Origin of the sequence: Actinomycetospora sp. NBRC 106375, assembly GCF_030269665.1 — a bacterium.
Classification (GTDB): Bacteria; Actinomycetota; Actinomycetes; order Mycobacteriales; family Pseudonocardiaceae; genus Actinomycetospora.
In genome coordinates, this window is the sequence record NZ_BSTS01000028.1 from 18,802 (window position 1) to 32,876 (window position 14,075).

14 protein-coding genes are annotated in these 14,075 nt (G+C 74.7%); 6 read left to right on the forward strand and 8 right to left on the reverse strand.

Annotated elements, in window-relative coordinates; translation table 11 throughout:
- Positions 1–77: 77 nt before the first annotated feature.
- The 3 genes from QSK03_RS29910 to QSK03_RS29920 all read left to right on the forward strand — a co-directional run bounded on the left by QSK03_RS29910 (position 78) and on the right by QSK03_RS29920 (position 3,110).
- Positions 78–1,739: a sensor histidine kinase gene (locus tag QSK03_RS29910; RefSeq protein WP_285659241.1), complete on the forward strand. Its 1,662-nt coding sequence runs from the start codon at positions 78–80 to the stop codon at positions 1,737–1,739.
- Positions 1,730–2,410: a response regulator transcription factor gene (locus QSK03_RS29915; protein ID WP_285659242.1), complete on the forward strand. Its 681-nt coding sequence runs from the start codon at positions 1,730–1,732 to the stop codon at positions 2,408–2,410. The genes QSK03_RS29910 and QSK03_RS29915 overlap by 10 nt, the downstream gene beginning before the upstream one ends.
- Positions 2,411–2,543: 133 nt before the next feature.
- Positions 2,544–3,110, forward strand: a complete 567-nt coding sequence (locus QSK03_RS29920; RefSeq protein ID WP_285659243.1) for an RNA polymerase sigma factor — start codon at positions 2,544–2,546, stop codon at positions 3,108–3,110.
- 7 nt (positions 3,111–3,117) lie between these two features.
- Here QSK03_RS29920 and QSK03_RS29925 read toward each other — a convergent pair whose 3' ends face one another.
- Positions 3,118–3,525, reverse strand: coding sequence for a hypothetical protein (locus QSK03_RS29925; protein WP_285659244.1), 408 nt, complete (start codon positions 3,523–3,525; stop codon positions 3,118–3,120).
- An 87-nt stretch (positions 3,526–3,612) separates the two neighbouring features.
- Entirely contained in the window at positions 3,613–5,889 is a 2,277-nt protein-coding gene (locus tag QSK03_RS29930; protein WP_285659245.1) for a serine/threonine-protein kinase, read from the reverse strand.
- 277 nt (positions 5,890–6,166) lie between these two features.
- Between QSK03_RS29930 and QSK03_RS29935 the strand changes: the two genes are divergently transcribed.
- Both QSK03_RS29935 and QSK03_RS29940 read left to right on the forward strand, forming a co-directional pair.
- Positions 6,167–7,018, forward strand: coding sequence for a GNAT family N-acetyltransferase (locus tag QSK03_RS29935; protein ID WP_285659246.1), 852 nt, complete (start codon positions 6,167–6,169; stop codon positions 7,016–7,018).
- Entirely contained in the window at positions 7,015–7,494 is a 480-nt protein-coding gene (locus tag QSK03_RS29940; protein ID WP_285659247.1) for a GNAT family N-acetyltransferase, read from the forward strand. The genes QSK03_RS29935 and QSK03_RS29940 overlap by 4 nt, the downstream gene beginning before the upstream one ends.
- A 7-nt stretch (positions 7,495–7,501) precedes the next feature.
- Here the strand turns inward: QSK03_RS29940 and QSK03_RS29945 are convergent, their stop codons facing one another.
- Positions 7,502–8,119 carry a maleylpyruvate isomerase family mycothiol-dependent enzyme gene (locus QSK03_RS29945; RefSeq protein WP_285659248.1) on the reverse strand — a complete coding sequence of 206 codons (618 nt, stop codon included), beginning with the start codon at positions 8,117–8,119 and terminating at the stop codon, positions 7,502–7,504.
- Between the two features lie 82 nt (positions 8,120–8,201).
- On the opposite strand from QSK03_RS29945, the gene QSK03_RS29950 reads away from it, so the two are divergent.
- Positions 8,202–8,960, forward strand: coding sequence for a metalloregulator ArsR/SmtB family transcription factor (locus QSK03_RS29950; RefSeq protein WP_285659249.1), 759 nt, complete (start codon positions 8,202–8,204; stop codon positions 8,958–8,960).
- A gap of 7 nt (positions 8,961–8,967) precedes the next feature.
- On the opposite strand, the gene QSK03_RS29955 is transcribed toward QSK03_RS29950, so the two are convergent.
- From QSK03_RS29955 to QSK03_RS29975, 5 genes are read right to left on the reverse strand one after another with little or no spacing between them, the layout of a single operon-like run.
- On the reverse strand, positions 8,968–9,807 hold the full coding sequence (locus QSK03_RS29955) for a class I SAM-dependent methyltransferase (protein ID WP_285659251.1): 840 nt from the start codon (positions 9,805–9,807) through the stop codon (positions 8,968–8,970).
- A 10-nt stretch (positions 9,808–9,817) separates the two neighbouring features.
- Complete coding sequence (locus tag QSK03_RS29960; RefSeq protein ID WP_285659253.1) at positions 9,818–11,110, reverse strand: hypothetical protein; 1,293 nt, start codon at positions 11,108–11,110, stop codon at positions 9,818–9,820.
- Between the two features lie 52 nt (positions 11,111–11,162).
- A complete protein-coding gene (locus tag QSK03_RS29965; protein ID WP_285659255.1) occupies positions 11,163–12,644 on the reverse strand; it encodes a class I adenylate-forming enzyme family protein in 1,482 nt (493 codons plus the stop codon).
- 15 nt (positions 12,645–12,659) lie between these two features.
- Entirely contained in the window at positions 12,660–13,424 is a 765-nt protein-coding gene (locus QSK03_RS29970) for an SDR family NAD(P)-dependent oxidoreductase (RefSeq protein WP_285659256.1), read from the reverse strand.
- A complete protein-coding gene (locus QSK03_RS29975) occupies positions 13,421–14,065 on the reverse strand; it encodes a TetR/AcrR family transcriptional regulator (protein WP_285659257.1) in 645 nt (214 codons plus the stop codon). Before QSK03_RS29975 ends, QSK03_RS29970 begins: the two co-directional genes overlap by 4 nt.
- Positions 14,066–14,075 lie beyond the last annotated feature (10 nt).

Here is a 14,075-nt window from a genome sequence, read left to right on the forward strand (position 1 = left end):
CCGCCCTGGGTGCCCGTGCGCGCGACGTCACCCGTCCGAACACGGAGCACCGACCCGCGAGACTCACCGTCGCCGTCGTGTGCGCCGCGGTGTGGTGCGCGCTGTGCTACCTCCCGGAGCTGTCGTCGCGGCCGATGACCAGCGCCGTGGCGATCATGGTCGCCGTCGGTTTCGCGGTGGCCGCGGTGGTGGTCGCCGCGCAGCCGGGACGCCGCGGCGCGGGGGTCGTCCTCGCCGTGACGTGCGTCCTCTGGCCGCTGAACAGTCTCGGGGGGTGGGACGTCGGTCCCGCGCCGTTCGCGCGGCAGGCCGCCGAGTGCGTCTTCTGGGTGCTCGTCCCGGTCGCGGTCCTGCTCTACCAGCACCCGCGCTGGGGCGGGTGGGAGCGCCTGTTCGTCGGATGGATCACCGTCGAGTTCGTCGGCGGGCAACTGCTCTGGACGGCCCTCTCCCGTCCCGAGTGGTCCGGGCTCCCCGCCGACGCCTGGTGGCCCTCGCTCGCTCCGGACCCGGCTCTCTTCGAGATCACCCGTGATGTGCTCGCGGTGCTGTACGCGCCGTCCGTCCTCGCGTTCGCCGTCCTGCTGCTCTGGCGCGGCCGCCGGGGTGCGCCGGTCGACCGGTACTCGATCGCGCCGGTGGTCGTCGCCGTCGCGGGTGTCGGCGTGGCGGCCGGCTTCTCGTGGTCGGTCTTCGAGCGGACCACGGCGATCGTGGCGGTGTTCCTGCTCCCGCTGCCCGTCGCGTTCGTGTACTCGGCGACGCGGCTCGCCCGCCTGCGTCTGCGGCTCAGCGAGGCGCTCGACGCCGCGCTCGTCGCGTCGGGCACGGCACCCCGGGCCACGGTCACGTCGGCGTTGCGGACGGTGCTGCGCGATCCCGACCTCTCGGTCACCTTCTGGTCGGCGGAACGCGGCGAGTGGATCGGGGAGACCGGCGAGGTCCGCGCCCCGGGGTCGGGCGAGGACCAGGTGGAGATCCCGGTCGTGCGATCGGACGGCCGGCTCTGCGCCGTCGTCAGCACACGGGCGACCTCGCTCGCCGCGCGCCGCGAGGTGGAGGCGGCGGTCCGTCTCGCCGGCACGGTCATCGAGAACGCCGGGCTGCGGGCCGTGGTCCAGGCACAGGCCGAGGCCGTGGGGCGTGCCCACGCCCGCACCGTCCAGGCCGGGGTGGAGGAGCGGCGGCGGCTCGAGCAGGATCTCCACGACGGCGCCCAGCAACGGCTCCTCGGGGTGCTGACGCTCCTCGCCGTCGCCCGGCAGGACCCCGCGGGCGAGACCGGGGAGACCACCGTCGGCCGGGCCGAGACCGAGGTGCGCGCGGCGCTCGCCGAACTGCGCGACCTCGCCCACGGCCTGCACCCCACGGTGCTGACCCGTGACGGCCTCCCGGACGCGCTGACCGACCTGGGGGAGCGGCTCGCCCTGCCGGTCGAGGTCCAGGTGCGGGTCGGACGGCTCGAACCGGCGGTGGAGACCAGCATCTACTACGTGGTCAGCGAGGCCCTCACCAACATCCACAAGCACGCAGGCGCCGAGCGTGCCTGGGTGCGGGTAGCTCCGGGCGCCGTCGGTGTCGACGTCGACGTCCGCGACGACGGCGTCGGCGGTGCCGATCCCACGGGTGCCGGACTCCGGGGCCTCGCCGATCGCGTGATCGCCCTCGGGGGACGGTTCACGCTGCACAGCCCGGCCGGCGCCGGGACGCACGTCAGGGCGTGGATGCCGTGCGGGTGATCCTGGCCGACGACGCGGCGCTGTTCCGGTCCGGGCTGGCGCGGCTGCTCGCCGGTGTCGGCGTCGAGGTCGTCGCGGAGGCGTGCGACGGGCCAGGTCTGCTGGCCGCCGTCGAGTCCGCTGCCCCCGACGCCACCCCCGACGCCGTCATCGTCGACATCCGGATGCCCCCGGACTTCGTCGACGAAGGCCTCGTGGCCGCCGAACAGCTGCGCCGCACCCACCCCGAGCTGGCGGTCCTCGTGCTGTCCACCTACGTCGAGACCGGCCTGGCCGTGCGCCTGCTGGAGTCCGGCGCGGGACGGGTGGGCTACCTGCTCAAGGACCGGGTCACCGATGTCACGGCCCTGCACCAGGCGCTCGCCCGCCTCCTGGAGGGGCAGGCCGTCATCGATCCCGACGTCGTCGCCGGCCTGCTCGACCGGAGGGTCCGCCACAGTCCCCTGGCCGAGCTCAGCTCCCGTGAGCGCGACGTCCTGCGGTGCATGGCCGAAGGGCGTTCCAACGCCGGGATCGCCGCCGCGCTGTTCCTGAGCGAGCGCACCGTGGAGAACCACGTCGCGCGGCTCCTGGTCAAGCTCGACATCGACGCGGCCCCGGAGCACAACCGCCGGGTCCGGGCCGTGCTCCTGTGGCTCCGCGACCGGGCCCGGGTGAGTCCCCCGGGCTGACCGGGACCCTCCGTCATCGCCCGCCGCCCCGAGGTCCTCCGTGGGCCGGAGAAGTGGGTGTCAGCACGGACGCGACGCCGGCTCCCCGCGATCTAGCGTCATGAGGTCGTTGATCCGGACGGGGGGAGCGCCGATGTCCGTCGACACCAGCGTCGCGTCGCGGTCACCCTCGTCCGGCGACGGACCCGGGGCGGTCGACGGCCTGATCGAGGTCTTCGCGACCGAGCGGACACGGATGCTCCGGTACGCCCGGCATCTGCTCGGCCACCGCGGCGAGGACGCCGAGGACGTCGTGCAGGAGATCATGCGCAAGGCCTACCGCCGGCCGCCCGCGCTGCGCGACCCGCGGGCGCTGCGGGCCTACGTGTACGCCGCCGTCCACCACGAGAGCACGACCTGGGGCGTGCGCTCCGCCGCCGAGGGACGCCGGCGCGGCTCCGACGAGTCGCCGCTCGCCCTGCTCCCGGAGCCGGGCCCCGGTATCGACGACCGGATCGTGCACCACCTCGTGGTCGCCCGGGCCCTCGCGCGACTGTCTCCCAGGGAACGCCAGATCGTCGAGCTCGTCGACCTCCGCCGCTACACGGAGAAGGAGGCGGCCCGGGCCCTCGGGCTCGCGATCGGCAGTGTGAAGAGCTATCACCACGCCGCCCGTCGGCGCCTGCGCGACGATCCGGATCTCGCGGAGCTCGTCCGCTGAGCCGAGATCAGGCGTCCCGGGACGGACCAACGTCCGAGGGCGGACCGTCCCGGAGTGCGCACTCGGCGCGGATCGCGGCACGCACCCGGGGCCCGGGTCCGCCGGGCAGCGGCGGCGGGTCCTGGCAGAGCCTCCGGAAGGCCCGCAGCACCAGGTCGTCGACGGCCCGCCCGTCGTCGCCGAGGACGTGGCCCGCGTACCGGTGGATGCTCGCGTGCTCGCGGCGGTAGAACGCCAGCAGCTCCTCCACGCGCGACGCGATGACGTGACCGACCTCCCAGCCCCCGGGTCGAGCCTCCGCGCGTCCCGGCGCGCCGGCGGCAACGCCCAGCGCGGTCGGGAACCACTGCGGATCGAAGGCGCCGAGAGCGCGGGACACGGCGTCGTCGGCCTCGCGCTCGCTCGCGTCCGGCATGGCGCTGCTCCTCTCCGCCGGTGCCCCGGACGGGCCCGAGCCCGTCGTCGCTGTGGTGCCGCCCCGGGGACGAGCCCGGTCGGGGCGTCAGCGCGCCGCGATCCCCACGCCGAGAATCGTGATGGAGTTGCTCTCCTTGTTGGCCACCACGGCGCGGGTGCCGTCCGGGGTCACCGCGATCATCGAGGCGCCGTCCCCGGCCGGCACCGTCCCGGTCACGTGGCCGTCGCGGCTGCTGACCACGCTCACGTCGTGAGAGTCCTCGTTCACCACGTAGCTGTGGGCGCCATCGGGCGCGAACGCGACGCTCTGCGGTCCCTCGCCCAGCGGGGTCGTCCCGGCGACCCGGTTCGTGGCCGGATCGATGATCGTCATCGTGTTGCCGTCGTAGTTGACCTCCTCGACCAGCCGGCCGTCGGGGGAGACCGCGATGCTGTGGGGCGCCTGCCCCTCCCCGATCGGGATCGAGGCGACCGTCCGCCGCTGGGCGGTGTCGATCACCGTGACCTGCCCGGGCACGTGGTTCGTGACGTAGGCGTAGCGACCGTCGGGGGACAGGGCCACCCAGTGCGGGCTGACGGGCACCGGGATCTGGGCCACGGCCTGTCTGGTGCTCGGGTCGAGCACCGAGACCACGGAGGCGTTCATGTTCGGCACGTAGAGCAGGTGCGGCTCGGTCGGGGAGATCGCGAAGCCGAACAGCCAGGTCAGCGCTCCGCCCTGGGCTGCGCGCTGACCGGTCGGGATCGCACCGTCCAACGCGCCGACGCGGGTGTCCATCGTCCCGATGACCAGCTGGTCCTGGGCCCGGTCGTAGTACGTGACGTAGACGTCGTCGCCGCCGGGTGCGACGCCGATGAAGTAGGGCGGTCCCGGGATCGGGATGTCGTTGACGACCTGGCCGGTGCCGATGTCGAGGACCTCGAGCGCCGGGCGGTCGCCCGTGATCGTCAGGTAGGCCGACTTCCCGTCCGGGGAGATCGCCACGGTCTCCGGCGGCCCGTTCGTGGGGAAGCTCCCGGTCACGGTGGGCTGGTCGACGCTCGCCGCGGGCGGGGCGAGGTCCTCGTCGTCCGGCGCCGCGGGCGCCGCGGGCGCCGGTGGCGCACCGGGCGCGCCGGTGGCGGGCCGCTCCTGGGCCACGATGACGCCGACGGCGACGACCACGATGGCGACCAGCACCACGGCGAGCGCGGCGAGGAGCAGGGAACGGTGGGACCGCGTCCCCGCCCGCCCGGCGCCGTCACCGGGCTCGCGGCCCGACCCGTCCGGGAGCGAGCCCCCGCTGTTCGGCGGCCCGCCCGGGCCACGGACGACGGTCTCGGCGTCGTGGTCCGGGCCGGAGCCGGACGGCGAGCCGGTGGTGGATTCCCCGGTACCGCCCCCGGAGCGTGGTGGCGCGGTGAGCGCCGCCGTCACCCCGGAGCCGGTGTCGACGGAGCCGAGCTCCTCCGCGCCGCTGCCGGTCGCCGCGGGGACGGAGGCGACCGCGAAGCCGGCCGCGGGGGTGGGGACCGACCCGCCACCGGTCGAGCGGGCGAGCGCGGCCCGGGCGTCCCTCGCGAACTCCGCGGCGGAGGCGTGACGGTCCGCGGGGTCCTTCGCCATGGCCCGCTCGACCACGGCGTCGAACGCGGCGTCGACCTCGGGGCACCGGGCGGACGGCGCCGGGGGGACCGAGTCCGTGTGTGCCTTCATCAACGACGGCAGCCCGTCGACCTCGAAGGGCGGGGTGCCGGTCAGACACTGGAAGAACACACAGCCCAACGAGTAGATGTCGGCGGCCGGGCCGGCGTTGCCGTCGAACTGCTCCGGCGCCATGTACTGCAGGCTGCCGACGACGACGTGGCTCGCGGTCAGCGACTGCGACCGGCCCGACGAGGCCCGGGTGATGCCGAAGTCGGCGAGGTAGACGAAGTCCTCCTCGCCGGAGCCGCGGTCGAGCAGGATGTTCGACGGCTTGACGTCCCGGTGCACGAGACCCTCGCGGTGCGCCGACTCCAGGGCGCTCGCGACCTGCCCGATGACGGCCACGGCGCGGTCGACGGGCAGCCGGCCCTCGTCGAGCAGCAGGCGCTCGAGGTCGCACCCGTCGACCAGCCGCATGTCGAGGAACAGCCGGCCCTCGATCTGGCCGTAGGTGTGGATGGGGACCACGTGCGGGTTGCGCAGCCGGGCGGCCACCCGTGACTCGCGACGGAAGCGCTTCTGGAACTCGGCGTCGTCGGCCATGTGCGTCAGCAGGCGTTTGACGGCCACCTCGCGGTCCTGGCCGACGTCGTAGGCCTGGAAGACCTCGCCCATGCCGCCACGCCCGATCAGTCGCTGCAGGCGGTACGGGCCGAACTCCTCGCCACCGACCATCGTCGGTGCTCCCCCCGCCCCCTCGCCGGCACCCGCCGCCCCGGAGCCCTCCCCGTCCGGAGGGTGCACAGCACCGCCTCGCGGACGAAGCCAGTCGCCGATCTGGTTGAACGCCACGACACGGTGGACTCCGCAGGGACCCGAAAGGTTGGGGGCTCCGGAACAGGTTTCTCGATGGGCGCTCGCATCCCGTCCGCGCCGGGAATCCCGATGTGCCCGGCGCGCGGCCTGCCTACCGTCGTCGGCGACACCCGCGCACGCACCCGAGGCCCACACCATGACCGCGTCGACGTCCCGCACCTCCCTGTTCTGCGACACCGCGCTCGCCGCGCGCATCGAGCGGGCCGAGGTGGACCTCATCAGCACCGTCAGCCGTGCCGCCGCGGCCCGCTCCGGCATCGCCGGGTTCGTCACGCCCCTCGCCGGCGGCGCGGCGTCCTTCGCCGGCGCCGAGTCGCCGTACACCAAGGTCGTCGGGCTCGGGTTCGACGGCGTGCCGACGGACGACGAGCTCGCGGCGGTCGAGCAGGCCTACGCCGCGCACGGCGCGCCGACCTCGGTCGAGCTCGCCCACCTCGGCGACCCCGACCTCGCCGCACTGCTCAGCGATCGGGGCTACCGGCTCGAGGGGTACGAGAACGTCCTCGGGCTGGACCTCACCACGGCCACCGACCTCCCGGTGCCGGCGGGGATCGAGGTCCGCCGCAGCGGCGACGACGAGCTCGAGGCGTGGCTCCCGGTGATCGTCGAGGCCTCCACGCACCCCGACACCCAGGGCGTGCCGTGGCACGACGACTTCCCCGCCGAGGCCATCGAGGCCGCCCAGCGCGACTCCGCGGCCGCGGGCCTCACCCGGTACGCGGCCTTCCGCGACGGCGTCCTCGCCGGCGGCGCCGAGTTCCGCACGGTCGACGGCATCGCCCAGCTCGCCGGGGCCGGGACCGCGCCGGCTCACCGCCGCCACGGCGTCCAGTCCGCGATGCTCGCCGCGCGCCTGGCCGACGCCCGGGCCCTGGGCTGCGACGTCGCGGTGATCGTCACCCAGCCCGGCTCGACGTCCCACCAGAACGCCCAGCGGCGCGGGTTCGACCTGCTCTACACCCGCGCGACGCTGGTGCGACAGCCGTGACGGAGACGATCACCCTGCACACCGGCTCCCGGCAGGAGATCCGGGCGCTGTTCGAGCTCGCCGAGGACTCGGCCGCGCAGCTCGACACCTACCTCGAGCTCGGCGACGTCCTGGTCGCCCGGGTCGGCGACAGGGCGGTCGGGCACCTCCAGCTCGTGCCGGGGACGAACGCGTGCGAGGTCGAGCTCAAGAACATGGCAGTGGCCGGGGACCGGCAGGGCACCGGCGTCGGCCGCCGGCTCGTGCGCGCCGCGGCCGACCTGGCCCGCGCGCGCTCGGCGCACCGGATGACCGTCGCCACCGCGGCCGCCGACATCGGCAACCTGCGCTTCTACCAGCGCGTCGGCTTCCGGATGCTCGCGATCGACCGCGATGCGTTCGTGCCGGCGACCGGCTATCCGGACGAGATCGTCGTCGACGGCATCCTGCTGCGCGACCGGGTGTGGCTCGATCTCGACCTCGATCACCCGGGCTGAGCCGGGACTACGACCGCGCCCGGAGCAGGGCGACGCCGTCGCCGCGCAGCTCGTCGAGCACGGGCGGGCGGCCGACCATCGCCAGCAGCAGCACCCGCAGCGGTCCCCGGACCTCCGGCCCGTCGCCGGTGGTCCAGTCGACGTCCTCGGCGATCAGGCGGAGCCCGGTGACACGTCTCTTCGCGCCGAGCAGTGGCTGGGTGCCCTTCGCGACGTCCGCGGCGGTCACGAGGGCCTCCTCCGAGTGCGCGATCGCCGTGCCGGTGGGGTGGGCGATGTCCTCGCCGTGGGCGACGATCTCCACCAGCCACGATCCGGTCGGACCGGGCGGCGCGTTGCGCGCGTGGACCCGGTCGCCCAGCCGCTCGAGCAGCCTGGGGACGGGGTCGGCGCCGACGGTCGCCACGTTGCGTGCCATGAGCCGGGAGAACGAGAACCCGCTGCCGGCGAGCCCGAGGAAGAACTTCGGGGGCGTCATCTCCGCGGTGGAGACGACGTGCGCGAACGTGTCCTTGGTGCTCCAGCCCGCGCACAGCGAGGGAGCCGCCCACTGGTCGTCGCGCAGCCCGGCGAGCGCCTCGACCAGCCGCGCGCGCTCGTCGGCGATCAGTTCCCAGGTGCCCATGGTCTCCTACCGGTGGCTGCGACCGCTGTTTCGGCTGGAGTCGAATTAGAGTGGCGGCGAAACCGACAGTCAAGAGGACGGTGTGGACGAGATCCAGCGGGTGCTCCAGGCCCTCGGCTCGCCGGTGCGACGGGAGATCCTCTGGCTGCTGGGCGACCGGGAACGTCCGGCGGGGGAGATCGCGGCGGCGGTGCACGTCAGCGCTCCCACCGTGTCCGAGCACCTCAAGGTGCTGCGCGACGCGGGCCTGGTCGCGATGCGGGTGGACGGCAGCTTCCGGCGCTACCGCGCCCGCCGCGAGGCGCTCACGGGGCTGCAGCGCCTGCTGGTCGAGCCCGGGAACCGGTGGCGACCGGCCGACGACGTGCCCGAACGCGATCGGGCGGAGGCGCGCACGGTCCCGGCCGTGCTCGCGTCGGTCGACCTCGGCTGCTCCCGGGAGCTCGCCTTCCGGGCGCTCACCGACGCGGACCTCTACAGCCGGTGGCTGGGTGTCCCGGTCCGGATCGAGGACGGCCACTTCTCGGCCACCCTGGAGTGGGGCACCCACGTCCGCGGACGCTACGAGCACGTCGTGGCCCCGGAGCTGATCGTCATGTGCTGGGACTTCGCCGACGACGTCGTGCCGGTCCCGGGCGCCGAGCAGCGCGCCTACGCCCACGTCTCCGCGACGGGGGACGGCAGCCGGGTCGAGGTCAACCAGCTGGTCGAGACCCCGGAGCAGGCGACATTCATGCACAACGCCTGGCGGATGGTGCTCGGACGCCTCGCCGAGGCCGCGCCGGACCTTGCGGGCCCCGAGAAGCCGCGGCGGGCGCGCGCGAAGCACCGCCCCACCTGACGCACGCTCACCGCGCCGGCTTCTCGAAGGACGCGACGAGCAGGCCGGGCAGCCCGACGTAGGCCGCGTGGTTCGCGTCCGGCACGACGTCGGCCGTGGGTGTGGCGACCGCCTCGGCCGTCAGGCGCGGTTCGGTGTAGCTGCCCACGACGAGACCGGCGTCGAGCGCGGCCGACACGTAGTCCGACGGCAGGTGGGCGTGCAGGCGCAGGAAGCCGCGGCCGTGGTCGGTCGGGAACTGCGCCTGCCAGCCCAGCGTCACGAGGAACGGGTGGACGTCGCTGAGCACGATCCGGCCGCCGGGCCGGACGACGCGGGCGAGCTCGCCGATCGCGGCCGCGAGGTCGGCGACGTGCACGAGGGCGAGCGCGCAGACGGCGGCGTCGACCGAGGCGTCGGCGAGGGGCAGGTCGGTCAGCTCGCCGTCGAGGAAACGGGCGTCGGGGAGCTTGGCCCGGGCCCGGTCGAGCATCGCGCGCGACTGGTCAACCCCGGTGACCGTGTGGCCGCGGCCGGCGAGGTATGTCGCCCACCGGCCCGTCCCGCACGCGGCGTCGAGGACCTCGCCGGTCGGCAGGGCGTCGAGCAGGCTCCGCAGCGGCGGCTCCTCGATGCCGAAGAGCCGCAGCGGACGGTCGTAGGTCGCGGCCCACTGCGCGTAGCCGTCGGTCAGGTCGAGCTCGACGCCGAGCTGTCCGGCCGGCGGGGTGCCCTCCAGCAGGGCCCGCGTCTCGGCGAGCCGCGCGGCACGGAAGTCGGCCGCGTCGGTGGTGTACAGCGTCCGGAGCAGGGCCAGGCCCTCGACGCCGACCGTCAGTTCCTCGAGCGTGGGTCCCGGATCGGTCACCGCGAGGACGCTACCGAGGTTGCGCGGCCCCGGCGGGCGACCCGACGGGGTGCCATTGGCGCTCGGCCAGGAACCCCGGGTCGGCGATGTGGTCGGGGTCGGTCACGAGCACGACGCCGAGGGCGCCGGCCCCGGTGCGCCCGAGGGCCTCGAGGGCGGACGAGGCGTCGTCCGCGCGGGTCTCGCCCTCCTCGACGACGAGCAGCGCACGGTCGGCGGCGGAGCAGACCACCTGGCCCTCGACGGATTCCACCGGCGGCGCGTCGATGATCACGAGGTCGGCGAGCGTGCGGCCCTGGCCGACCAGACGCTGGACGTGGACCTTGGAGAACAGCGCGAACAGGTCGTCGCGCCGGCTGCCGGGCGGGGCGACGAGGAGCCCGCGGCCGTTGCTGACGATCGTGCTGTCGACGCGGGCGCCGCGTTCGGCGAGGAAGTCCGCGACACCGGAGCGCGTCGCGAGCTCCGAGGGCAGCGGCTCGGCCTCGAGGTCGGTCTGGAGCAGCAGGGTGGTCTGGCCCTGCAGGGCGCGCAGGCCGGCCAGGGCGACGGCCACGCGGGACTTCGACGCCCGCGCCGAGGCCGGGCCGGTGATCGCGAGCGCGCCCGGCCGCGGCATGCCGGTGGGGTTCGTCAGCCCCGTCAGTGAGCGCAGCAGCTGACCCCGGGCGTCCTCGCCCGGGCGGCGGCGTCCGCCGACGGTGGCCAGCACGGGGAGCCCCAGGCGGTCGGTCACCTCGCCCGGGGTGACGATCCGGTTCTCGACGCGCCCCAGCGCCCCGGCCAGCACGACGCCCAGGACCAGCCCGCCGAGCAGCGCGGTGGCGGCGTTGCGCAGGGCGTCGGAGGACGTGGAGGACACGCCGGCGTTGAGCTGCAGGTCCTGGAGCTGGCTGATGGTGTCCGGGCCCGAGTCGACCTCGTCGCGCAGGGCGACGGCCATCGCGGAGGCGGCGCGCTGGGCGGAGTCGGGATCGGGGGACTCCGCCTCGACGTAGAGGATCGGGCTCCCCGCGGCGAGCGACGCCGTCGCCGTTACCGACGGGTCCACGCCGGCGCGCTGGCGCAGGACCTCCTGGGAGGAGGCCTGGTTGAAGTAGTCGATGTAGCCCTGCGCGGACACGGTGACCTCGTCCGGCGTGAGCTTCTGGGACACGATCGTCAGCGCGGCGTGCCCGACGTAGGTCGTGCCCTTGATCAGGGAGCCGCCCAGCGCGCCCGCGGCGGCCACCACGCCGATGAGGACGACCAGGACCCACCGCCGGCGGATGCGGTCCCGGTGGATGAGGAATCCCTCGCGCATGGCCACCAACAGTACGGCCGTGCCCGTCCCCGTCGGGTGAGCAGGTGCCGGGTCAGCCGATCGACCGCTCCCGCCCGGCCCAGTGCGGGGCCCGCAGCGCCAACTTGTCGACCTTCCCGAACGGCGTGACCGGGAGGTCGTCGACGACCTCGGCGGTCTTCGGGCGGGCGTAGGCGGCGAGCCGGTCCCGGCACCAGGCGAGGACCTCGTCGACGTCCACCGCACCCACGATCACCGCGTGCACGGCCTCGCCCCAGTCGTCGTGCGGCACGCCGATGACGGCGACCTGGGAGACCGCGGGGTGGGCCGCGAGCACGTTCTCCACCTCGCTGCAGTAGACGTTCATCCCGCCGCTGATCACCATGTCCGCGCGCCGGTCCCGCAGGTGCAGGTAGCCGAGGTCGTCGAGGAACCCGACGTCGCCGGTCCGGATCCAGCCGCCCGGGAGGAACTTCTCCGCGGTCGCCGACGGGTCGTCGAGATAGCCCTCGAGGACGTACGGGGAGCGCAGGCAGACCTCGCCGGTCTCCCCGGTCGGGATCGGGTCGCCGCGGTCGTCGACGATCGCCACGTCGGCCATGATCGACGCGCGCCCGCACGAGTCGAGCAGCTCGGGACGGGCCGGGTCGTGGTCGTCCTTGGCCAGCCGGGTGCCCCAGTTCGGGCACTCGGTCTGCCCGAAGAGCTGGACGAACACCGGCCCGAACACCTCGAGGGCGCGGGCGAGCCGGCCGGGCGTGATCGGCGCCGCGCCGTAGACGACCGTCCGCAGCCCGAACCGCTCCGGCGCGTCGAGCGTGTCGAGCAGCCGGTAGAGCATCGTCGGGACGAGGAAGGTCCACGTGATCCCGCGGTCGCGCAGGGCCGCGAGCACCCGATCGGCATCGAAGCCGGGTTCGATGACGCTCGTGGCACCCCGGAGCAGGGCGGACTGGGCGAACAGGCCGGCGGCGTGGGCGAGCGGCGTGGTCAGCAGCAGGCGGTCGTCCTGCACGATCTCGGCCTCCAGCATCTGCGCGTACTGGAGGGCGACGGCCGACGCCTGGGTGTGCACGACGCCTTTGGGGCGCCCGGTCGTCCCGCCCGTGAAGTAGATCGCCGCCCGTGCGTCGGGGTTGATCGCCGGGGGAGGGGGCGCGGGCGCGCCCGAGGGGCCGGCGAGGTCGCCGACGGGGATCACCGTGGTGTCCGGGAGCTCCACGCCGAGCGCCGGGTCGACGACCACCACGCGCGCCCGGGTCCTCGCGACGATGTAGCGCACCGTGTCCGCCGGCAGCAGCGGGTTGACCGGCACCTTCACCGCGCCGAGACGCGCCACCGCCACGTCGACGACGACGAACTCGACGCCGTTGCCGAGGTGGAGCGCCACCGGGTCGCCGGGCTCGACGCCGCGAGACAGCAGCTGGCCGGCCACAGCCGCCGACCAGCGATCGAGATCCTCGAAGGTCCAGCTCCGCCCGCCCAACTCGACGGCGGTCCGGTCGCGATAGCGGTCGAACGCCGCCGTGAACTCGGCGCCCAGCGTCGTCCGCACGAAGCCTCCCTGAGATCAGTGCATGGCCATGCCGCCGTCGACGGTCAGCGTGCTCCCCGTGATGTAGGACCCGGCGTCGGACGCCAGCAGCAACAGGGGCCCGTCGAGCTCGTCGAGGCGGCCGACGCGGCCCAGCGGCGTGGCCGCGTGGACGCTCGCGGCGCCGCGCTCGTGGGCGAGCAGCGGGGCGGTCATCTCGGAGGCGAAGAACCCAGGGGCCAGCGCGTTGACCCGGATGCCGTGGCGGGCCCACTGGCGCGCCAGGTCGCGGGTCATCCCGAGCAGCCCGGCCTTGGACGCCGAGTAGGCGGCCTGGGGCACGTCGGTGGTGGCGAGAGCCAGCGCCGAGGAGATGGTGACGATCGAGCCGCCGGCCTCGGCCGCGATCATCGCCCGGCCCGCCGCGGCGGCCATCTGGTAGGCGGCGAGGAGGTTGACCTCGAGGAGGCGGGCCGCCCGCGCGGGGTCGTCGCGTTCGCTGCGGCCCCCGTAGCCGGTGCCGGCGTTGTTGACCAGGACGTGCACACCGCCGAGCCCGTCCACCGCGGCGTCGATCAGGGCGTCGCACTGCGCGGCGTCGGTGACGTCGGTGGGCACGGCGAGGCAGCGCCGGCCCTCGGCCTCCACCGCCGCCGCGACCGCCGCGAGCATGTCCGACCGGCGGGCGGCCACGACGACGTCCGCGCCCGCGCGGGCGAGGACCGCGGCGAAGTGGGCGCCGAGCCCGGACGACGCCCCGGTCACGACCGCCACGCGGCCGTCGAGGCGGAAGGGGGTCACGACGTCGACCCCGCGACCAGCGGATCGGGCAGCGCGCCCAGCATGGCGCGCATGCTGCCCCCGGCCGCGAGCCCGCCCAGGGCCAGCGCGAACAGCTGGTCCGCGAGGCGGATGTCCGCCTCCTCGCCGTGCGGCGTGAACCAGTGCTGCATCCAGTCGATCATGCCGACGATCGCGCGGGCGACGATCCGCGGCTCGGCCGCCAGGGAGAACTCGCCGCACGCTGCGCCCTCGGCCACGAGGGCCTCGACCGCCTCCATGTACCGGGCGTCCATCCGCCGGAACTCCGCGAACCGGGCCGACTGCTCGAGGCGTCCCAGGTGCTCCAGGTAGACGAACGCGGCCGGGTAGTACTCGCTGAAGATCCGGACCTGCATGCGCACCAGCTCGCGGAGCCGGACCGCGACGCCGCTGTCGGTGTCGGCCAGCAGGCGCTCCAGCTCGTCGAGCAGGGCGCGGGCGGGCTGCTCGACCACCGCCAGGAGGAGGTCCTCCTTGCTGTCGACGTAGTTGTAGACGCTGCCCTTGAGGATCCCGACGCGGGTGGCGATGCCCTCGAGGGTCGCGCTCTCGTACCCGTGCTCGCGGAACTCCTGGCCGGCGGCCTGCAGGATCTCCGGCCAGCGGCTGGGGCGGGGCATGGGGAACTCC